The sequence below is a fragment of the Neobacillus sp. YX16 genome (assembly GCF_030123505.1).
In the GTDB taxonomy this organism is placed as follows: Bacteria; Bacillota; Bacilli; order Bacillales; family Cytobacillaceae; genus Neobacillus.
The window spans coordinates 2,363,308-2,383,844 of the sequence record NZ_CP126115.1; the positions used below are offsets into that span (position 1 = coordinate 2,363,308).

Below are 20,537 nucleotides of genomic sequence, written 5' to 3' on the forward strand. Positions count from 1 at the left end.
AATACGACACAATAAAAAGGGTAGGTGAAAAGAGGATTAGTTTAGTGAGGTCATTAAAACGGTAAGGGGAAGGGGAATTAAAGATGTCTCCCCCTCATAGAAATTTAAGCAACTGTCCTTTGCGGTATACTAGATTTTGAATCTTTAAATCTGTCCTTAGCAATAGTATAGAATTTTGAAATGATTAGTAGAAACAAAAATACAATCAGTGCTGCCACCTGGGCAGGGGATTGTTTTTCCGTCGTAGTCTCAAAGGAATTTGTGCTTTCGCCTATTGTGTTGTGTGCTGTTATAAAATACGAATACGTGTTGCCAGTGTAGCGCTTAGCACTTTTATCTAGAAAGTTTGTCGCAGTTAGATTTTCTGCGATAGGTTTGTAATCACTGCTCACTCCAAATCCATTAACCTTCTTGCGGTAGACTGTATAGGAGGTTGCACCAAATGATGGATTCCAGGTAAGTGAAACTGAATCTGTATTACTTCTGTTTGCCATAATTCCACTTGGTTTGGCTGGGGTAGTTGTTAGTTCAGTATGAAAGGAATAGATGCCGACCTGAGTTTCCTTGCCACCTGACACAGATGATACCCTCCAGTAGTAAAGTGTATCCTTATCAAGTTCCTCTACATTTACAGTTGGGATAGAAACGATTTGATCAAAGATTATATTTTTCATGCTTGAATCTGTTGCCATCTGTACATTGTAACTTTCAGCACTGGTTTGTGCGCTCCATTTGAACGTAAGATTGGCAGGATTAACCTCAATTGCACCACTTTTCGGCGAGACTGTAAGCGAAGAAGCTGGAACTACATGAATCATACGAGAATCATGCGTGTGAAGCTTTGCTGTAAAACCTTTTTCCGTACTTCCTAAATCTTGATGGCTCCACAAATCACGCACGAAAGCGGATCTCTTGAATCCTAAATCTTCCCATTTGACACTTACATTTTGAGTAGAAGAGCCGGTATTAAAGAGTGCTATATTGTATGAACCGTCTGGAAGGGATTGATAGAATACTTGAGAGTCCGTCTCTTTGTATAAACGTTTTCCTGCCACACCACTTTGGTTTACTCCAATGATCTCGTCATTTGTTAAAAGATTAACCCCGTAATCATCCAGCTTTGACAGGTCATTTCCAATTACAAACTGAGATGCGGCAATCGCCCATAGTGATACGTAAGAACGTTTTTCATCATTTGAAATCCCATCCTTACTTCCGTTTGCGACATTTAGTGAATCAAAGTCATTCCAGCTACCTGGCTGAGCATGTTGCTGCCACTCAGCGGCGTCATCAAACCTTCTTGATATCTTTTTCCAAGAGACAAGGTAAGGCGTCCCATAGGCTTCCACATCGTGATCCGTCCGCCAACCATTGGATAAGCTTTTCCAAGTATCAATGTGGTTGATATCAAGATTATTAGACAACTCCACATGAATCGGTCTGCCGGTTTTCTTCAATGCCTTAGCCCATACCTCAACATCTGCTATATCCTGGTTCCGAACACCATCAATTTTTAGGTAATCAATTCCATAGGAAGCAAACAGCCTAGCCCAGGAATCAATATATTCCTGCGCCCCGGGCTTTGAATAATCAATGGCATACATTTTGTCAAAATTAAAATTTTTCTTTTCGCCTTTGCTAAGATCCACGATATCTTTTGCGTGGTACGGAGTTCCTTCGATCGGAGTATTTTGATCCACCGCTGCTTTTGGGATACCAAGGGTAACATAGTGGCCGAACTTCAAACCCTTATTATGGATGTAGTCCCCAAGAGCTTTCATACCATTTGGGAATTTCTTTGGGTCTACCGCCCATCTGCCATATTCATCAACGGTAGTCCTCCAATCCAACATATAATAATCATCAAGGTTAACATATTCATATCCGTGCGACTTAAATTTCGCTGCCATTACATCAGCAGCGGCCTTGATTTTTTCCTCTGTTGGCTTTTTACGAATGGAACTCCAGCTGCTCCAGCCCATAAATGGACGGTCTGCCAGCTCATTATAGGAAGATGCACTCGCTTCTTGTGGAGTTATGATGGAAACGGTAAAAATACCAGTTAACAGTATTGAGCTGGAAACAATAGTCGAGATTACTTTTTTCAGCATAAATGCCTCCTCAAAATAGTATAATACTTGAAAAATTAGAAATTAAGTCATTAGTACTATATTAATATAGAAAACTCTAAATATTAATGAGTAATATGTTCCAGCTGAAATTGCAGTCTTTGATACAGGGGGAGAATGTGGTACTCCATCACTCCCAATAAAAAAGTGCCAGGCACCCCAAAATTTCTGGAAGGTTCCTAGCACTTCTTTTTACTTCATGTGACCTCTACATCCGGACTGCTAATCCTAAGAGGCAGATTCCAATTCTAACGATGTAGACTTTTTCTTCTTCTTAGTATGAGATATCTTCAGATTTCCTGCTACAATTCCACCCAATATTAAAACAACCCCAAGCCATTGGGACATACTTACGTGTTCTGATAAGACTATCGAGGATAATATTACTGCTATTGGAAGTTCAGAGGACGTTAAAATGGTCCCAAGACCTGGTCCAACATGTGGCATCCCGATGGTAAATAAAATCGGCGGCAAGACTACTCCTAGTAGACCAAGATAAAAACCGTATGGTGCAATTTCCATTAAAACTGGTAATTGCAGCAACCCTGTTGGCGGACTAAGGATAAAAACAGTAATCATACCACCAGTGGTAAATAGGGCACTCTTTTGCACCACTGGTGTATCTTTTTCAACAGAACTGCTAACAAAGATAAAAGTGGTATAGGTCAAAGCGGAAAGCATTCCCCATCCGATTCCTTGCCAAGTTATGTCTTCAAGGCCCACTCCAATGATTCCAGACGCAAAAATGGAACCAATAATTAGAATACCAATAGAAACAATTTTTCCAAGTGTTGGTGGCTTTTTATTAAATACCCACTCAAATAAGCTGCCAATCCAGACGAATTGAAATAAAAAGATAATCGCAAGCGAAGCGTTAAGTGATTGCAGTGATTGGTAATAAAATAGACTTGTTAAACCAAGTGGAATACCTGATATAAGTAATTTGCCTATTTTCGGCAGTGTCAGTTTTTTCTTTTTTGAAAAAAGAGCTGCTATCCAGATTAAAAGAGTCCCCATTAAGAATTGGCTTCCTGTCACCTCGCTGCTAGTAAAGCCAGCGGAATAAGCAAGCTTTACAAAAGTTGATAAGGCTCCGTAACAGCAGCCTCCTATTAATACAATTAGTGCATATTGCCAAGTTTTCATGTTTTTTCCCCTTTCATTCTAAAAAAACAAACAAAAAAGCCACACAGCTATATAAGAGCTGTGTGGCGAAAATAGAGATTTCTCTAGAAAAGTCCACAAACAAATGATTTTTGTTATTCCATTTACCTTTGTCATATTAAATCAAATCATTACGAATGTCAATAAAAAACAATGGGTTAATAATATAAAGTTTGCAAAAATATAAAATAACAATACTATTTATAAGCGTAATATTTGCCATAGTGCCAAAAAAAACTAAAAAACAGAAAAATATAATAATATTTTTAAAACCAACTTGACACATATGAATTATAAGGATTAATATAAAAATATTAAAACTTTATTAGCTGGCATTACTTAATGTTAATACAAATATCAAACGCTGATTGGTCAACCAAAAGCACGTATCCCTTTCATCATTCAAGTTTTGAATGCTCCGAAAGGGTTTCGTGCTTTTTTTTGTTACATGAAGCTTGATATGATGAAGAACAATCAAAAATAGCTCCTATAATTTATGCGACGTTGTTTATTGTAATCATCAATACGTTGACTGGCGTACTTGCTGTTGAGCAGGACAAAATTCGAGCTGCCAAAAGCATGGGGGCATCTGAATGGCAAATCCTGGTGCATGTGATTATTCCAGCATCAATGCCATACATCTTCACTGGAGTTAGATTAGCAATGGGTACTTCGTTCATGGCTATTGTCGGGGCAGAAATGATTGCGGCTAACGAAGGGGTAGGATATTTAATCTGGAATTCTCGCTTGTTTTTCCGTACGGATTGGATATTCGTTGGTTTAATCAGCCTTGGATTGATGGGCTTCTTAACCGATCGGGTCGTTGAATGGTTTGGCAGGAAGGTATTGTATCGTTATGGAGTCATTGGTTCAAAAGTAAATTAACAATATTAAAATCTATTTCATTCAAAGATTACTAAAATTCTAGGAGGAAGATATTATATGGGACATCCAACGATTTATCCTACGGGAGTAACGGTATATAACAAGGAAAAAGCTAACAATGGCTATACGATTTATCCATCGGCAAAGGGGGCTTTGCTGATCAATATGAATGGAGATGAAGTTCAGCTGTGGGCAGGATTAGGGGGATTTCCTAATAAGATATTGCCTGGTGGTTATGTATTAGGAACAACAGGTGAACGCGACGGTAGATATGCTTTTCAGGATCAAATAGATTTAGTACAAGTTGACTGGAAAGGAAACATCGTTTGGAAATTTGATAAGACAGAATGGGTTGAGGATCCAGATAATGAACCTCGATTTGTTGCAAGACAGCATCACGATTTTCAGAGAGAAGGTTCCTCTGTAGGTTATTATGGACCGCAAGAAAGGCCGCTAACGGATAGAGGTAATACTTTAATCCTAACTCATGAAAATGTGTATAACCAAAATATTTCAGACAAAGAATTATTGGACGACAAAATCATTGAGGTGACTTGGGATGGGGAAATTGTCTGGACCTGGAGGGCAAATGAGCATTTTGATGAATTCAGGTTTGATGAAAATGCTAAAAATGTGTTGTTCCGAAACCCATCACTTGTAACGGGAGTAGTTGGAGACTGGCTTCACATTAATAGCATTTCAACATTAGGGCCGAATCATTGGTACGATGATGGAGATGGAAGATTCCATCCTGACAATATTATATTTGATGCAAGAAATGCGAATATACTGGCAATCATTAGCAAAGAGACCGGTGAGATCGTTTGGAAATTGGGTCCTGACTTTAATGAAAATGAAAAGACGAAGAAAATTGGTTGGATTATTGGACAACATCACCTTCACATGATTCCAAACGGACTTCCAGGAGAAGGGGATCTATTAGTCTATGATAACGGAGGGGCTGGTGGATATGGTGCGCCAAATCCCGCTTCACCCATTGGAACTAACAATGCAGTACGTGATTATTCAAGGGTACTGCAAATTAATCCAGTGACATTGGAAATTACCTGGCAGTATACACCGGAAGAAGCAGGAAATGTTTTATTCACCGATGGTTCGAAATTTTACAGCCCTTATATTAGCTCTGCTCAGCGCCTTCCAAACGGTAACACATTGATTACACAAGGTTCTGATGGAAGAATATTTGAAGTGACACCTGAACATGAATTGGTTTGGGAATATATTAACCCACACTACAACAAAATTGCTGGAAAGTTTTCTGTGAACATGGTGTATCGTGCATACCGAGTTCCTTATGATTGGGTTCCTCAGCTGGAAAAACCAAAGGAAGAATCCATTGAAGTCATCAACGTCTCAACCTTTCGAGTGCCGGGAGCGTCCATTGGAGATGGAACAGGGAAGGTAACAACCATCCCAGGAGTGGATCCAAATAAAAGACTGCTGACAGGCGGAGGTCTGAGTGAAGATGATGATTCCGGATCTATCAATTTTTGCGTAGTTTCGATTGATAAAGACAGTGAGCCGAAAAACTAAAACTAGAATAATTAAAGTCTTTTAAATAAATAAACCGAACAAACATTAAATGAGAATCCGATTTGTTGGCCTAAATTTCTCACTGAAAAAGTGCGGGCACCTCTTCCGGTGCCCGCACTTTTTTCATGAGATTAACATACTTTTTATGAATGGTCAATGAAGCATGCTATTTGTCAGTTTGCTTGTTCTGCTGTTTTAGATTTGATTCTATCAAAAAGGAATGAAAAGGAAATTAGATATACAAAAAATCGCTTTTTGTAGAGAGCCTATTGATTATTCAGTATTATTTTATGGTTATGAATAAAAAATCTTGTTAATTATAGTAAGGATACTAGTTGAATGACAATAATAGAACTTGTGGGTGAATGATGTGCTTACAGCAGGAATTCTAATTTTTATATTATTAAGTACAATAGCTCTAATTGTTCTAATAGACATAATACAAGGCCATGATTTTTACGAAGCTTGGTTTAGTCTAAGTAAATTATTAAAAGTAGCTAAGGGAGAAGATTATTTTCTTATCTTCATATTCTTCATCATACTACTGATCATAATATTCTCTCACAAACGAACTAGGAAATAACTTACTTTAATTATTAAGTATTTATTTTTTTTATTTTCTCCTTAATTATGACAGTGATTAACAGTAAAAGAGGGATGGCGATTTGTAAAGGTATATGAAACAAGTATGGAACGATTTTTAGTCCTTCGTCTAAGTGACTTTGGTAACTTGGTGAGATCATAATGGACGTTAGTAATATGATTCCTCCTACTGAATAATTGGATAGTGCACTAGGTTTTATTTTAAATAGTGTGTTCATTCCAATGACTGCACAAAAGAAAAACATGGTTATTTTAATAAATCCTAAGAACACAACTAAAATGATGACAAAAGAATCTAAGCGTTGAATAAATCTTGCAATATCTATAAAACTGGCTGCTTTAAGTGCCGGAAATGAAGATCTTGATAAGACGTCAGTTCCTAGTACACAAATTAATAAAAGAATGTTTAAGGTAAAATAAGTTCCTGCAAATAGTACTGCCATCATTCCCGTCTTCAATATTTTTGTTTGTTTATTCATATAGGGGAAGATCATTGAGAATGTAATTAATTCCCCATAAGGAACGGTTACATTTAACGGTATTGCTTTAACAATTGGTTTCCATCCATCTGCAAGGATTGGTTTTAGATTTTCGATATGGATTAGATCCGTTATGATATACATAATATTTATCATTAATAAAGTTAGACCAATCAATAAAAAGCAAATACATGCTACTCTTGCAAATACTTCAAACCCGAAATTTACCGTGTAGATTAAGGTAAACATCATACAAATACCAACAACCGTGATTGAAGTTTTGTAGTAAGCAGAATTAATTAGTATTTCTTCAATATCTCGCAAAACTCTTGATGCTATATAAATAAAATAAATAATATAAAAATAACTAATGATACTTCCTAGGAACTTACCCCAAATTTTCCTTACATATTCTGTTAGGGGAAGAGTAGGAAATCTCTTATGAAGTTGATAGTATATCGTGAATAAAATTAATCCAGTAAAAGGTGAGATAAGGGTTAGAATCCAAGCATCTTGTTTTGCTCCACTGCCAATATCTAAAAAAATGGTGGTCCCAAACAAAAAAAGGACGATTAAGCAGAAAAGTTGATATCCATCAATTTTCACATTAGACATAGCTGTATACCTCTTTGCTATTATTTAGGTTCATAGGGATTCGTTACAAGGCCAGAATCATTTATAGAAGCTTTTACGTTAACCTCCACTTTTGCCTTGCTGAAAATGGTGTTCCACTCTTTTTTGTGTTTTTTCCAATAACGAGGATTTTCTTTTGATAGTGTGGATCCAAATCCAAACACATCAGTTCCTGAACCCTGTGAGATTTGAATGGTTCGCTGTACTTGTCTTATTATTTCTTTTTCTAAATCCTTTTCAATATCTGTTAACACTTTTTTGTCAGTTAGATCTTTAGTACAATTCATTTCAGATATTTCAGTGTTTATTGCTATGTTGACTTGTAAAGTGGGAATAGGCTTTAAAAGGGTTTTCATTGTCCCTTTACTTCTTTTGGTAATAAGTGTCATATTCTTTTCTTTACAGGGTAAAGGAAATGATGTAGTATCTATTTCTGATAAAATTAAATTGGCGTTTCGAGCCATTTCTCCATCATACCAGCTTACCAATTTATCTTTTTTAAATATCGCTAAACCACTAACTTCAATAACAGATGGTTTTATATTATTTATATTGTCGTTTTGGTTTTTGGATGTTAGTTTTTTATTTAGTTTAATCCCTGGTAATAGCAGGTCTTTTCCTTCACTTGAAAGAGTAGCAATGACTTCATGTAAGGGCGTAGTTTTTGAAATACCATAAATTTTTTGATTGTTTTCACTGGTACTTCCTACACTTTTTGTTGGATTTGATTCAAGTGGTTCAACTACCCCCAGTACATTTTCTGCTGAAGTTCCTCGTGCAATAAAAACCGGAAAAGTAGATTTTGCTTGTTTTCCTCGTTCAAATGCGTCAAATACCAGACCTGTTCCTTTTCGTGCCAGCTCTTCACTAATGACGACCAGTGATAGGTGTGTAACGTCGTTATATCTCGGAATAATATTTGATGCTCTTCGATAGGCATCTACTAATGTCACTGCTTCTGCCGTATAGTTAGAAACGGGTATCCCGGTAGAAACCCCTGTAGGAGATAATTGACTTGGGTTAATCACTTGGAAAGTAACCCGATATCCATTATCAATATCCTGAGAGACATCTATTCCCATGGCAATGACAAGGCCTAATTGGTTTAACTCTCTATAATTGGAACAGCCAGGGATTAACATGAGGATGAAAAGCAAAGCGACCAGTTTTCTCATTTGTAACTCCTACTTGAATTCATTTGATTTTAGTTTCTTTTTTACTCTCTGTATCATTCATGTTTAAAGAAGTAATCGGAAAACGAATTAAGCTATCTTTTTGAGCGCCCATTCTGAATGGTGCAAAAGGAGCAACATAAGGTACACCGAAAGATCGTAAACTACAAAGATGTACTAGAATACATAAGGTAAGTAATAAAATCCCATAAAATCCTATAAAAGCAGAACAAAAAATTAGCAGAAACCGCAAGCCTCTTGCAGTATTAACAATATTTGTATTCGGAAGTGTAAAGCTATTTATAGCTGACGTGGCTACAATGATAACAATGGCAGCAGAAACAAATCCCGCTTCCACTGCTGCCTGACCTAAAATGAGTGCTCCAACAATGGAAACGGCTGGACCAATTGCTCTAGGCATCCGAACTCCAGCTTCTCTTAGAACTTCAAATGCAAGTTCCATCAGTAATAATTCAATGATTGCTGGAAAAGGAACCCTTTCTCTTTGTGCCATTAACGTGACCATTAATGTAGTAGGGATTAACCCTTGATGGTGCGTAATTAAAGCTAAATATATGGCAGAGGCATACATATTCAATAGGAAAGAGCCAATTCGAATTAATCTCAAAAAAGAACTGAAAACATTATTTTCATAGTAATCCTCTGGAGATTGAAAAAACTGAATAAGAATTACCGGTAAAATTAAAACAAATGGAGTTCCTTGGATAATAATAGCAATTTTGCCTTCTAATAAATTCGCAGCAACTACGTCAGGTCTTTCAGAACTTTGCATAAGAGGAAAGAGTGTCTTTCTGTTGTCTCGTATTGCTTCTTCTATATAATTTGCTTCAAGGATGCTATCTATCTTAATCTTATTTATCCTTGACATAGCTTCCATGACAATGTTGTGATCTGCAATTCCTTCAATGTACATTATCCCTACATCTGTTTTTGTTACACTTCCTACTTTTGTTGATTTAAGCCTTAATTTCGCATTTTGAATTCTAGATCGAACCAATGATATGTTTGTACTAAGATTCTCTGTAAAGCTATCCTTCGGACCTTTAATAACGGTTTGTGTAGTCGGTTCCGTAATCGATCGGGATTGAATTTTTTTAGTACCTAGAGTGATTGCTTTTGAAGAATCATCGATAAAAATAACTGTATTTCCTGCCAAAATGCTATCTAAAAGCTCCGACCAATCTAAGATAAACTGGATAGAGGGCACAGAAATAATTTGAACCATTTTATCAGCTATATCATTCACTGTTTTAAAAGAAGGGGTTTCTTTATGAAGTTGTATAATCGGGCTGATTACATTTTCATTTATGCTTTGTTCATCAACGATTCCTTCAATATGTAAAATTGCTACATTTTTAGTGGCAACTCTAAGTCTTCTGATTGATAAATCATCGCTATTTCCGAGTTCAATTTCTAGTCTTTTAATGTTTTCCTCTACGTTCTCGCTAAGTGGAATTAGATGATAGTGATTCTGATCAGGCATGGTAAATTCCCCTTTCGAGAAAAATTTTCTAAACAATATTATTTTTTCCAGTAATACCTTTATTATGTTTAATAAATAAAAAAGACTTAACCCCGTGGTTAAGTCCTTTTAATATATTTAAATTTGCTTCATTCTCCTTAAAGAAAGTTGGATATAGCGAGTTTATTCCTTTCCTTATTATTTTTTTATATCTATTCAATCGAGAAGGATTATCCATTTAATCCTAATGTTTCGATTTGTTACTAGTATGAAATTGTCTATACCTTTTTGGATAATCGCTTTTAGCCTCCCCTCATGATAAAAATGGGTTGGTTGTGATCACCTGGACCGATAAAGTCTAATGCGGCAGGAGAGAATACCATAACTTTTCTTTTAACGCCCTCCAAAAACATTCGGATTGGATCTATAACTTCAGTATCTTGAAAGACATGGCCTCCAAAGGATAACCTCTTTTTGGCCCTCCTTCCATAGACAATCATTTCTTTTTTCTTACTTGTTTTAACAATGGCACTTTCTTTCGACTCCTCATGAAGCTGTAAAGCTACTTCATCTGTTTGTAAAACTTCTTCTTCAATCGAAGCGACCATTCCAATTTCACGTTTATTTAAAACTAAGACGAATTCATATCCTGCTGCTGTTTTCTTTTGCACAACAGACACCTCATCTGTAATCAACGTGACGAAATCTTCGGATTCCTTCGTGGGTGAGTCTGGAGAGATTTCTTTTTTCTTAATGACTCGAAAAAATGCTTTTGCTCCAATTTCTTCATCAGAGAAGTCAAACGGTTTTATACTCTCTGTACGTACAAGGTATAAATTATTAACCTTCTCTTTGCTGTTTAATTGGACACATAAAGCAACATCTTCGTTCACCACCTTTCCATCATTGTTGGAGAGCATAGGGACATTCATTTTCATTCCTGGAAATTGAACGAAGATGTAGCTAAAGTTTTTCTTAGGCTGTACATCCAGAAGTCTCATAAACTCACAACCTTTCCGATTAGTTACAAGATTTTTACCTTGTAAATGTATAATTCAATACTCTTTCTTACTTTCCTGTTTGAGTATGATGAGTTTCCATCGTCACTTTCTTATGAAATGCGATGGTTCCTCCCTATAAGTGAGGATTTATGAGTAATTCTACTAGCGAAAAACAAAGAATGGAAAGTATTTGTCGTTATTCCCTATTACTTCATAAACATGTAATACCAATTATGGTTAACTGATAATTAACCATAATTGACTTTTATCTATTTTACACAATTATTTGTTGAAGTTAGAATGTAATTAATAATACGAATTTGTGAGAAAATTCATATATGTAATTTACATTTATGTATAAAATGAGTTATTATATATGTAAATTACATATATAAGTAAAATTTAAATTAAGTGCTGAAAGTTTGTAATAATATTAAGAATGGAGGCATTTTTGTGAGAGAGCAAGAAGAAATTTTGATTTATAAAACTTCCAATATTCTTAGGAAAGATACAAGCATGATGAAGTTAAACGATATTATTGAGGAACTAGTACGAATTATTGAATCCAAAACCAAGGATAAATGAAAGTTTGATTATTACAATGTAAAGAATTTATATTATTGAATAAATAAAAAGAGCGATTCTCACATTCGAGAGTCGCTCTTTTTATTTAACTGGCTACTTGATGAGATGAAGGTAAAAGCTTTGCCGCTACAAGTCTGTTATAGACCGTAGTACCAATCCATGATGCTAAAAATGCTTTTATTAAACCAACTACAATAAATGGTAAAAATCCTGAAATAAATGCATCCGCCCATGTCATTTCGACCGCAATTTTTAGCCAAACGGTCCCAATGGACAGGGTAACAAGCATTCCGATCGTATTTGCGATCAAACCTTTCATGACAGTGAAACTAGTTTTTTCTAATATAAAACCTGTTAAAAATGCTGCCGGGATAAATCCAACAATATAACCGCCAGTAGGACCAACAATCACCCCGAACCCACCTGACATTTCACTAAAAACGGGAATGCCTATAGCGCCAATTAAGGCATATAAAATAACAGAAAAAGTGCCATATCTAGAGCCTAAAATTGTTGCTGCTAAACCAACTGCAAGTGTTTGTCCTGTAATTGGAACAAGTGGCAATGGGACTGTAACTTGGGCCAGAATTCCGATAATTGCTGCAAATAAAGCACTCAAAATCCACATTTTTAGTTGATCGTGTGACTTAAACATCATATCCCCCCTAAATTTAATGTTAACTAATTTTATGTATTGGTTAACAATTAAAGTATAAAATTCTCATATTAATTTTGTCAATCTAATTTTTTTAGATTAAGAGAATTGAAAACCTTTGAAGACTACGAACTAAGTTAACTAATAGTTAATAAAGATTAATTATTATGTCGATTTACACGTAAAAAGTTACTCATTGGATCAACTCCTAGTCTTATTGTCTATTTTTTTACTACCAGTGTTGATACAAAATTTGTCCATAGTTATTAGTTTGAATATGCAATAGATATCAAGGGACCTAGAAGGAAGGTTGTATTGATTTGGCTCACGATGTGTAGAAGGCGCTTGAAAAGGACTAGCCATAAAGTTAAGTTCTTTTTCATATATATATATATATATTGGACTCTTTGTGCGATTTACCAGAATTCCCTAGAAACCTAAATTTTTTGGTTTTTAGTTTTTAGTGTAATAATTTAGTCGAAGTTATTAATACACGCCAGCTGAATAGAACGTGAGGAAGCACCTTGTGTTATATGGTGCTATGCAGAAGTTACTGATATAGGTGTACCACATTAATATGTTTTTTCCTTTTTCATTAATAAATTAAATTTAGATATATGCGTGTCGTCTCTGTTAGAATCGATTCGTAGTCAGTCCAGCAAATGATAAAACATAGATGAGCAATGGTTGGTCTTTGACCCCATAACCGCACTGTGATTCCTTCACTCGTGCGGTTTTTTTCTTATTTTGGCTTTTCGTTGGCAACATTTACATAGATATTTGTCAGAAAATTCGAATGTAAGGACATCCCTATTAATAAAGTAAATTAAACGGGCGTAAAAAGGCTATTTAGCCGGAATACAGCCTGCAAGTTTCAAATTGCTGTAAGTAAAGGAACCATGTGCTTTTTAATTAAAAGGGAGGGGTTAAATGCTGCATATTGTAGCCTGTATCAAGCAAGTACCTGACACCAAAATTATCAAAATGAATCCAAAGACAAACACGATGGACCGCAGAACGGCGCCTGCTATATTGAATCCGTATGATGCTCATGCTGTTGAAGAGGCAGTGCGTTTAAAGAATCGGTATGGAGGAATCGTATCCGTTGTGACGATGGGACCGCCTCCAGCGGTCACTGCGATTAAAAAATGTATTGAAATAGGCGCAGATGAGGGCTATTTGATCACGGACCGCCGGTTTGCGGGTGCAGATACATTAGCAACGAGCTATGCAGTTACAAAGGCGATCGAAAAAATTGCAAAAACGAAACCAGTTGATTTGATCATTTGCGGAAAAATGTCCATCGATGGAGATACCGGTCAAGTTGGACCCGGAATAGCAAGAAGGCTCGATATTCCACCACTGACTTCTGTGAACAAAGTAGTGGAAATCAATCAAAACGAGGGATATGCCATTGTCCATCGTAAGTTGGAGGACGGATACGAAGTCGTCCGATCGACAATGCCGTGTTTGTTTTCCGTTGAAAAAACAATCAATGAAGTGCCGTATTCTCCGCTTCCAAACATGATAAAAGCTGCCAGATATAACCCTCATATCTGGTCGGTTGATGACCTGGAAGAGGTAGATGTGAAGCAGCTTGGTTTGAAGGGGTCCCCAACGATTGTCTCCAAAGTTTGGGCTCCGCAAAAACCGGCAGGGGGAACGTTCTTTGAAGGCAACCCAACTTCACAAGTAGAGCAATTGCTCTCTGTCCTGCTTCAAAAGAAAGAACTGTTTGAAACAAAGGAGGGAGTGTAATTGGATTTCCAAGATTACAAAGGTGTTTGGGTATTCATTGAACAAAAGGATGGAGTGGTTGCTTCTGTATCCCTTGAACTCTTGGGTGCTGGAAGAAAGTTAGCAGACAAACGGGGAGTGGAATTGGCGGGTATTCTAATCGGGGAAAATGTTAAACATTTGACGAACACCGTTTTTGAATTTGGAGCAGATACAATGTATGTATATGATCAACCCATCTTTAAACATTACCGGACCGAAACCTACATGAAGGCACTGCTGGAGTGCGCTGATAAACATAAACCAGAAATTATTCTCTTCGGGGCCACCTCAACGGGAAAAGATCTGGCAAGCGCGGTAGCCACCGATCTGCCGACAGGTTTGACGGCGGATACGACGGAGCTGGATGTTGAAGAGGAAACGGGATTACTATTGGCGAGCAGGCCGGCATTTGGCGGAAATATTATGGCGACCATATTATGTAAAAAATACCGGCCACAAATGGCGACAGTCCGCGCCAAAGTCATGAAAGCGCTGACCCCTCAATCTGGGAGAACAGGCAAGATGGTTGAAGAAACAATATCCCTAAAGGAAGAAGATATTCGGACAAAGGTCTTGGAAATTGTAAAGGAAACTGTAAAGAATGTAAGAATCGACGAAGCGGACATCATTGTTGCTGGCGGAAAAGGATTAGGGAGCTTCGAGGGATTTCAGTTAATACACCAATTGGCGGAAACTCTTGGAGGAGCTGTTGGTGCCAGCAGGGATGTGGTGGAAGCAGGTTGGATCGACCACGCTCATCAAGTAGGGCAAACTGGTGTGACAGTAACGCCAAAAATATATTTTGCGATTGGAATTTCTGGTGCGATTCAACATATAGTGGGAATGAAAAATTCCGGGTTAATCATTGCCATTAATAAGGACAAAGAAGCCCCCATTTTTCAGACCTGTCATTATGGGATTGTTGGCGATGCCTTTGAGATTGTTCCTATTTTAATTGAACAGTTTAAAATGGCTTTAACAAGAGATAAGGTAAATAAATGAATAAAGGTTATGTTGCCGAGGCGAGAAACATAAAACAGAAATTCTCAAAAAGGTCGGAGTCCTAAGTTCCCACAATGAATTATTTGTTACTCTCGATAACTCTATAATAAAGCCTCATGGTGAATTTTCACTCATGAGGCTTTTTTCTATATATACCTATTTTTTTGTTTAGCCTGTTTCCGCTCGAAATAAAAAAAAATATAGCTTCTTATTTTAACTAATGGTTAATAATGGTTAATTATTATGAATTTTACATTAATGAATAGAAAAAATAAAATGAAATATATACAAACTAATCCTAATAAAATGAATTTTCGACTGGTAATTTTATTTATATACTATCATCTGGTGCCAGAATTATTATGATTACAAAAGGAGGAGTCAGGGTATTTAGATTCTTAGATACCTATTTTAAAGCATGATAATCCATGAAAGATGATGGGGAAATCCATTGTGATTGGTTGAAGGGTGCGTTATTCTAAGCATATTCCTTTATGAAGGAGGGGGTATGATGAAAAAAAGACCTATCTTTAAGGAGCATTTTGTTCTACATTTTGTTCTACATAAATGGAGTTATTTGCTTGGAACCATCCTTTTAACCTTCTCCCTTGTATTGCAATTATTTGTTCCCGTTTTATTAAAAAAGTTCACAGATGGGCTCCAAAATGAATCTATTCATGTTTCGGATTTATGGGAGTTGTCTCTTTGGTTTATCATTGTCGGGATTGGAGCTTTTCTCTTTCGGTCGAGTGGCCGAATTTATATATTCAAGATGTCAAGAATCTTAGAGCGGGACTTACGGACTTTACTGTTTTCACATTGGGAGAGATTGCAGGCTGAATATTATCAAAACCAGCGAATTGGGAATTTGATGGCTCATGCCGTAAACGATGTCAATATTATGAGGCAGATTGTCATGCAGGGATATTTTCAGATGGTGGAAGCGGCTGTATTAATTTCGATCTCTGTATTCATGATGGCTAGTACGATTCATCTCTTTTTAACGTTACTGGTCCTATTACCTTTACCAGGATTAACGTATATCGCCTATCGTTTCCGGTCCAAAATTCAAATGCATTCCCTAAACGTACAAGAAGCGATAGGAACACTGACAAGCCGAGTTCAAGAATTTTGTTCGGGAATCAGTGTCATTAAAACTTATATTCAAGAGCAAGAAGAATGTAAGAAGTTTACAAATGATAATCAGTCCAATGTCGAGTTCAACAAACAGTTAATTGTTTCAAATTCGCTTTTCACCTCATTAAGTCAAGGAATTGTCGGACTAAGTTATTTGATTTCTATTGTATTTGGTTCCATTTTAGTGATGAAAAGTGCCATTTCTCTTGGAGACTTTGTTGCTTTTAATACGTATTTATCTTTGTTGATCGCCCCCATTGAAAACATAGGGAAGGTCATTAATCTCCTGCAGCAGGGTAAAGCCGCAGATAACCGAATTCGCCATGTATTATCTACGGAACCGGCTATTAAAGATGAAGAAGGGATTACCCCTATAATCTCACTTCAAGGTGAAATTAGAATTAAAAATTTATCTTTTAAATACCAAAGAAGTAAAAAGTACGCATTAAAGAATATTAACATTACCATCCCCAAAGGAACTAGTTTAGCCATTGTCGGGAAAGTAGGCAGCGGAAAATCAACCTTAGTCAATTTACTCTTACGTTTATATAATCCTCCCAAAAATTCAATCTTTATTGATGAACAGGATATCCGTGATGTGCCATTAAAAACACTTCGTACATCGGTTGCATATGTCCCACAAGACAATTTTTTATTTTCCTCAACCATTAAAGAGAATATAGCCTTTGACCCAAATCCTTATCAGGATGATCAAGTCGTGCATGCTGCAAAGCAAGCTCACATTTATGATGATATTATGGATCTTCCTCATAATTTTGAGACCGAATTAGGAGAAAGAGGGCTTTCCTTATCAGGTGGACAACGGCAGCGTGTTAGTATTGCAAGAGCATTGATCAAACCTTCTCCAATCATTATTTTTGATGACAGCCTTTCAGCCGTTGATTCTAAGACGGAATCCATTATTTTAACCACATTGCGATCCGAAATGAAAAGTCGAACCTCCATCATTATTAGTCATCGAATTTCTACGATACAAGAAGCGGATCAAATCATTGTGCTGGATCAAGGGGAATTGGTGGAAAGTGGCACACATCAATGCCTTTTAAAGAAGAATGGAATTTATAAAAAAATGTTTGCCCAGCAAACAACGGATTTTTCATTTGCTCATTCAACGTTTCCACCACTTAATGGAAGAAAGATCCTCATTAAGAAAAGGAGGGGGTAATCATACGAAAAATAAAAGAGGGAATGCATCCCCCCATAGGCGACCGTCAATTATTAAAGGGAATGCTGACGTTTGCGAAGCCATATAGGAAGCTCATTTTATATGCGCTTTTGTTGACATTCTTTATTGTCATAGCCAGCTTAGCTCAGCCATTTATTATTAAGGTGGCCATTGACTCTTACATCAAGATGAACGATTACCAAGGGCTGATGTATTTAGGTATCATCTATTTCATATTGATTTTGGTTTCTTCTATTTGTACGTATTTTCAAAATAATATTCTTCAATATACAGGGCAGTATGTAATATATGATTTTCGTCAGGCAATTTTCAAGCATTTTTCCCTGATGCAAATGAGTTTTTTTAGAAAAAATCCAATTGGCAGGCTAGTGACAAGGATTACCCATGATGTGGAAGCCCTAAATCAGCTCTACTCACAAGTGATTGTGAACTTAGTAAAAGAAGTACTGATTCTCATTGGAATCATTATCCTTATGTTATATATGAGTGTAAACCTTACCCTGATCTGCTTTTTAGTGATACCAGTTATTGCAATTGTTACTTTTTATTTTAAAACGGTATTGCGCAAAACACAGAGAAATCTTCGGACGATTCTTTCGAAGCTTCTTTCCTACCTAGCTGAGAATCTTTCTGGAATGAGTGTCATACAACTATTTGCCCGCGAAGGGAAACAGTTGGATCGGTTTAATCAATTAAATGAGGAGCATTATCGGGCTGGGATGCATCAAACCGTAGTTAATTCTATCTTTAACCCTTCAATCGGTCTTTTCGGAAACATTTCGCTCGCGCTTTTAGTTTGGTATGGAGGGAGAAGTGTATTAGATAGTAGTATTACCTTTGGTACGGTGTATGCCTTTACACATTATGTCAGACAGTTTTTTGAACCGCTCAGAGGATTAGCAGACAGATTCAACCAAATACAAGCCGCTCTTGCATCAGCAGAACGAATATTTGAAACCTTAGAAACGAAACCAACGATATTAAATCCTGTTCACCCTATGAAACTTCCAGAAAAAGTTCAGGGCAACATCGTTTTTCAAAATGTTTGGTTTGCTTACCAACATGAAGAATGGGTATTAAAGGATGTCCATTTTAGAATCAATCAAGGAGAAACAGTAGGTGTTGTCGGTGCGACAGGTGCCGGCAAAAGTTCGATTATTCAACTCATCAACCGGTTTTATGATAATCAAAAGGGGACGATCAGTCTTGATGGAATAAATATTAAAGAGGTTCATTTAAACGACCTTAGGAAGCACATTGGAATTATTCAACAAGATGCCTTTGTCTTTTCAGGGACTGTCTTTGACAATATTCGCTTGAATCATAAACATGTAAGTGATGAAGAAATCATAAAAGCGGCAAAGGCTGTAAATGTCGATTCTTTTTTTAGAATGCTGCCTCAAGGATATGAAACCATGCTGGGAGAGGAAGGAACCGTGTTGTCGGCGGGACAAAAGCAGCTGCTCTCCTTTTTAAGAGCCATGATTGCGGACAATGATGTACTTATCCTTGATGAAGCGACCGCCAATATTGATACAGAAACAGAACAAGCGGTTCAAGAAACCTTACGAGAAATGTCAAAGAACCGAACAACCATTATCATCGCGCATCGTCTTTCAACCATCCAGTATGCAGATAAAATCATTGTTTTAGATAAAGGGAGAATTGTAGAAATAGGGAATCATCAACAGCTTTTAAGAAACCAATCCATGTACTATCAATTATGCATGAATCAGACCAAAGGCAAGCAGGTAAAGGTTAAAGTTTAAAATAGCTCTAATATATAAATAGGATGGTTAATCTTAGGATTAAGCCATCCTTTGTTATTGTCCTGCCAATTTTTGTTCATCACTGAACTGAGTAGGGGAGACCCCCACTATTTTTTTGAAAATCCGACTGAAATACAGTTCATCCTCATACCCGACATTTTGACTCACTTCTTTGATTCTTATTTCAGAATGGGCAAGCAGTTCTTTTGCCCGATCAATTCGTAGATGGGTTAAATATTCAATCGGACTGTAACCAGTAAATTTTTTGAAGAGTCTAGAGTAGTGACTTTTACTTAAGCCTGCTATCTTTGCCAAATCTGTAACGTTTATTCCCTGATGATAATGATGACCTATGTAATTAATCGTTTCCTCTATCACTTGTCTTGTATCCTTTGAGATTGTTTGAACATGAAAGTCCTGTAATAAGGTTAGTAATAATTCTTGAAATAATATTTTTTGTTTAAATGCTATCGTTGAACCTCTTCGTTTAGATAAAGAGTGGATTTCATCTAATAAGATGACAACTCCTGAGCTGTTTTTAATTGTATATACTCCATGTAAAGGAAAAGATATTTCCTGTGGAAGTTTGAAATGCCATTGCTCTTTTTTCTCAAAGGCCGCTGCATGAGTAAATCGTATAAAATAAAACTCAAGAGGATTAGAAGGGGAAGTTGTTTTGTCGCAGATCATACCAGGAGTAAAGACTATGAGTTTACCTGGCGAAAGGTCATTTTTTTTACCATTGATCACGACTTCTCCAGTTCCTTTTGTAATAAACCAAAGAGAATGATTGAGGGTTCTTTTTCCCTTTTTACTCCAATTTGGCGGACAGGCTTTATAACCTGATAATATTAAGGAAAATGTTAACTCATTTAGTTTAGATGAAAGACTGCCAAGATCCATACACAAAGAACCTCATCCTTTACTGATAGATAGCTATTTTAAATTATTTATACGCAATAACTACAAGAATAATGATAAAGGAACCTTGAAATAATAGATTTTGGAGCCTACTTTCGAATATCAAAAAAGGAAAGTAGGTTTTTTTACGGGTTCCGTTAACTATCGCAAACATTAAAAATGTAATACAAAATGACCTTCAAATTGTATGGTAATTTGAAGGTCTATTTTTGTTGATATTAAGGGATTTCGATAATTATTTTGGCGGAATTTGTATATTAAAATGTGGGGGTACAATAGCCAGTGTACCGCAGCAGAATACTCTTCATTTTTACTTTCAAATTGATAAACAGAAGGTGTTTTTTTATTTAGGGTTAGACTCTGTTATAACTGAATGTTG

The 20,537-nt window shown here is 36.5% G+C and carries 15 protein-coding genes and 1 pseudogene; 8 read left to right on the forward strand and 8 right to left on the reverse strand.

Features of this window, described 5'->3' with window-relative positions:
• Positions 1-104 precede the first annotated feature (104 nt).
• Together QNH48_RS11330 and QNH48_RS11335 are read right to left on the reverse strand one after the other, a co-directional pair.
• Positions 105-2,111, reverse strand: coding sequence for an alpha-galactosidase (locus tag QNH48_RS11330; protein ID WP_283954980.1), 2,007 nt, complete (start codon positions 2,109-2,111; stop codon positions 105-107).
• Between the two features lie 246 nt (positions 2,112-2,357).
• On the reverse strand, positions 2,358-3,275 hold the full coding sequence (locus QNH48_RS11335) for an EamA family transporter (protein WP_283954981.1): 918 nt from the start codon (positions 3,273-3,275) through the stop codon (positions 2,358-2,360).
• Positions 3,276-3,761: 486 nt separating this feature from the next.
• Between QNH48_RS11335 and QNH48_RS11340 the strand changes: the two are divergent.
• From QNH48_RS11340 to QNH48_RS30545, 3 genes and pseudogenes are all read left to right on the forward strand, one after another.
• Positions 3,762-4,178, forward strand: a pseudogene (locus tag QNH48_RS11340) (ABC transporter permease); the annotation flags it as partial.
• Between the two features lie 57 nt (positions 4,179-4,235).
• Positions 4,236-5,732, forward strand: coding sequence for an aryl-sulfate sulfotransferase (locus QNH48_RS11345; RefSeq protein ID WP_283954982.1), 1,497 nt, complete (start codon positions 4,236-4,238; stop codon positions 5,730-5,732).
• 370 nt (positions 5,733-6,102) lie between these two features.
• Positions 6,103-6,315: a YczF family membrane protein gene (locus tag QNH48_RS30545; RefSeq protein ID WP_481858494.1), complete on the forward strand. Its 213-nt coding sequence runs from the start codon at positions 6,103-6,105 to the stop codon at positions 6,313-6,315.
• Between the two features lie 13 nt (positions 6,316-6,328).
• On the opposite strand, the gene QNH48_RS11350 is transcribed toward QNH48_RS30545, so the two are convergent.
• From QNH48_RS11350 to QNH48_RS11365, 4 genes are all read right to left on the reverse strand, one after another.
• The gene (locus QNH48_RS11350) at positions 6,329-7,429 is read right to left on the reverse strand and encodes a GerAB/ArcD/ProY family transporter (protein WP_283954983.1); all 1,101 of its coding nucleotides are present in this window, start codon (positions 7,427-7,429) and stop codon (positions 6,329-6,331) included.
• 20 nt (positions 7,430-7,449) lie between these two features.
• Positions 7,450-8,622: a Ger(x)C family spore germination protein gene (locus QNH48_RS11355; RefSeq protein WP_283954984.1), complete on the reverse strand. Its 1,173-nt coding sequence runs from the start codon at positions 8,620-8,622 to the stop codon at positions 7,450-7,452.
• Between the two features lie 19 nt (positions 8,623-8,641).
• Positions 8,642-10,123 carry a spore germination protein gene (locus QNH48_RS11360; protein ID WP_283954985.1) on the reverse strand — a complete coding sequence of 494 codons (1,482 nt, stop codon included), beginning with the start codon at positions 10,121-10,123 and terminating at the stop codon, positions 8,642-8,644.
• A 281-nt stretch (positions 10,124-10,404) separates the two neighbouring features.
• Positions 10,405-11,103, reverse strand: a complete 699-nt coding sequence (locus QNH48_RS11365; RefSeq protein ID WP_283954986.1) for a hypothetical protein — start codon at positions 11,101-11,103, stop codon at positions 10,405-10,407.
• Positions 11,104-11,556: 453 nt separating this feature from the next.
• Between QNH48_RS11365 and QNH48_RS11370 the strand changes: the two genes are divergently transcribed.
• On the forward strand, positions 11,557-11,688 hold the full coding sequence (locus QNH48_RS11370; protein WP_283954987.1) for a hypothetical protein: 132 nt from the start codon (positions 11,557-11,559) through the stop codon (positions 11,686-11,688).
• A gap of 85 nt (positions 11,689-11,773) precedes the next feature.
• On the opposite strand, the gene QNH48_RS11375 is transcribed toward QNH48_RS11370, so the two are convergent.
• Positions 11,774-12,343 (reverse strand): biotin transporter BioY, encoded by a 570-nt coding sequence (locus tag QNH48_RS11375; protein ID WP_283955750.1) that lies wholly within the window; start codon positions 12,341-12,343, stop codon positions 11,774-11,776.
• A gap of 930 nt (positions 12,344-13,273) precedes the next feature.
• Between QNH48_RS11375 and QNH48_RS11380 the strand changes: the two genes are divergently transcribed.
• The 4 genes from QNH48_RS11380 to QNH48_RS11395 all read left to right on the forward strand — a co-directional run bounded on the left by QNH48_RS11380 (position 13,274) and on the right by QNH48_RS11395 (position 19,237).
• Complete coding sequence (locus QNH48_RS11380) at positions 13,274-14,101, forward strand: electron transfer flavoprotein subunit beta/FixA family protein (protein WP_283954988.1); 828 nt, start codon at positions 13,274-13,276, stop codon at positions 14,099-14,101.
• Positions 14,102-15,124: an electron transfer flavoprotein subunit alpha/FixB family protein gene (locus QNH48_RS11385; protein ID WP_283954989.1), complete on the forward strand. Its 1,023-nt coding sequence runs from the start codon at positions 14,102-14,104 to the stop codon at positions 15,122-15,124. It abuts the gene before it with no gap.
• 508 nt (positions 15,125-15,632) lie between these two features.
• Positions 15,633-17,447: an ABC transporter ATP-binding protein gene (locus tag QNH48_RS11390; RefSeq protein ID WP_283954990.1), complete on the forward strand. Its 1,815-nt coding sequence runs from the start codon at positions 15,633-15,635 to the stop codon at positions 17,445-17,447.
• 23 nt (positions 17,448-17,470) lie between these two features.
• A complete protein-coding gene (locus tag QNH48_RS11395; RefSeq protein ID WP_283954991.1) occupies positions 17,471-19,237 on the forward strand; it encodes an ABC transporter ATP-binding protein in 1,767 nt (588 codons plus the stop codon).
• 54 nt (positions 19,238-19,291) lie between these two features.
• Here the strand turns inward: QNH48_RS11395 and QNH48_RS11400 are convergent, their stop codons facing one another.
• On the reverse strand, positions 19,292-20,140 hold the full coding sequence (locus QNH48_RS11400) for an AraC family transcriptional regulator (RefSeq protein WP_283954992.1): 849 nt from the start codon (positions 20,138-20,140) through the stop codon (positions 19,292-19,294).
• Between the last annotated feature and the right edge of the window lie 397 nt (positions 20,141-20,537).

Coding starts and splice junctions, on each gene's coding strand:
- QNH48_RS11395 (WP_283954991.1), top strand. CDS start 17,471: ATGCATCCCCCCATAGGCGACCGTCAATTATTAAAGGGAATGCTGACG.
- QNH48_RS11355 (WP_283954984.1), bottom strand. CDS start 8,622: ATGAGAAAACTGGTCGCTTTGCTTTTCATCCTCATGTTAATCCCTGGC.
- QNH48_RS11330 (WP_283954980.1), bottom strand. CDS start 2,111: ATGCTGAAAAAAGTAATCTCGACTATTGTTTCCAGCTCAATACTGTTA.
- QNH48_RS11390 (WP_283954990.1), top strand. CDS start 15,633: ATGATGAAAAAAAGACCTATCTTTAAGGAGCATTTTGTTCTACATTTT.
- QNH48_RS11335 (WP_283954981.1), bottom strand. CDS start 3,275: ATGAAAACTTGGCAATATGCACTAATTGTATTAATAGGAGGCTGCTGT.
- QNH48_RS11360 (WP_283954985.1), bottom strand. CDS start 10,123: ATGCCTGATCAGAATCACTATCATCTAATTCCACTTAGCGAGAACGTA.
- QNH48_RS11380 (WP_283954988.1), top strand. CDS start 13,274: ATGCTGCATATTGTAGCCTGTATCAAGCAAGTACCTGACACCAAAATT.
- QNH48_RS11365 (WP_283954986.1), bottom strand. CDS start 11,103: ATGAGACTTCTGGATGTACAGCCTAAGAAAAACTTTAGCTACATCTTC.
- QNH48_RS11350 (WP_283954983.1), bottom strand. CDS start 7,429: ATGTCTAATGTGAAAATTGATGGATATCAACTTTTCTGCTTAATCGTC.
- QNH48_RS11375 (WP_283955750.1), bottom strand. CDS start 12,343: ATGTTTAAGTCACACGATCAACTAAAAATGTGGATTTTGAGTGCTTTA.
- QNH48_RS11400 (WP_283954992.1), bottom strand. CDS start 20,140: ATGGATCTTGGCAGTCTTTCATCTAAACTAAATGAGTTAACATTTTCC.
- QNH48_RS11345 (WP_283954982.1), top strand. CDS start 4,236: ATGGGACATCCAACGATTTATCCTACGGGAGTAACGGTATATAACAAG.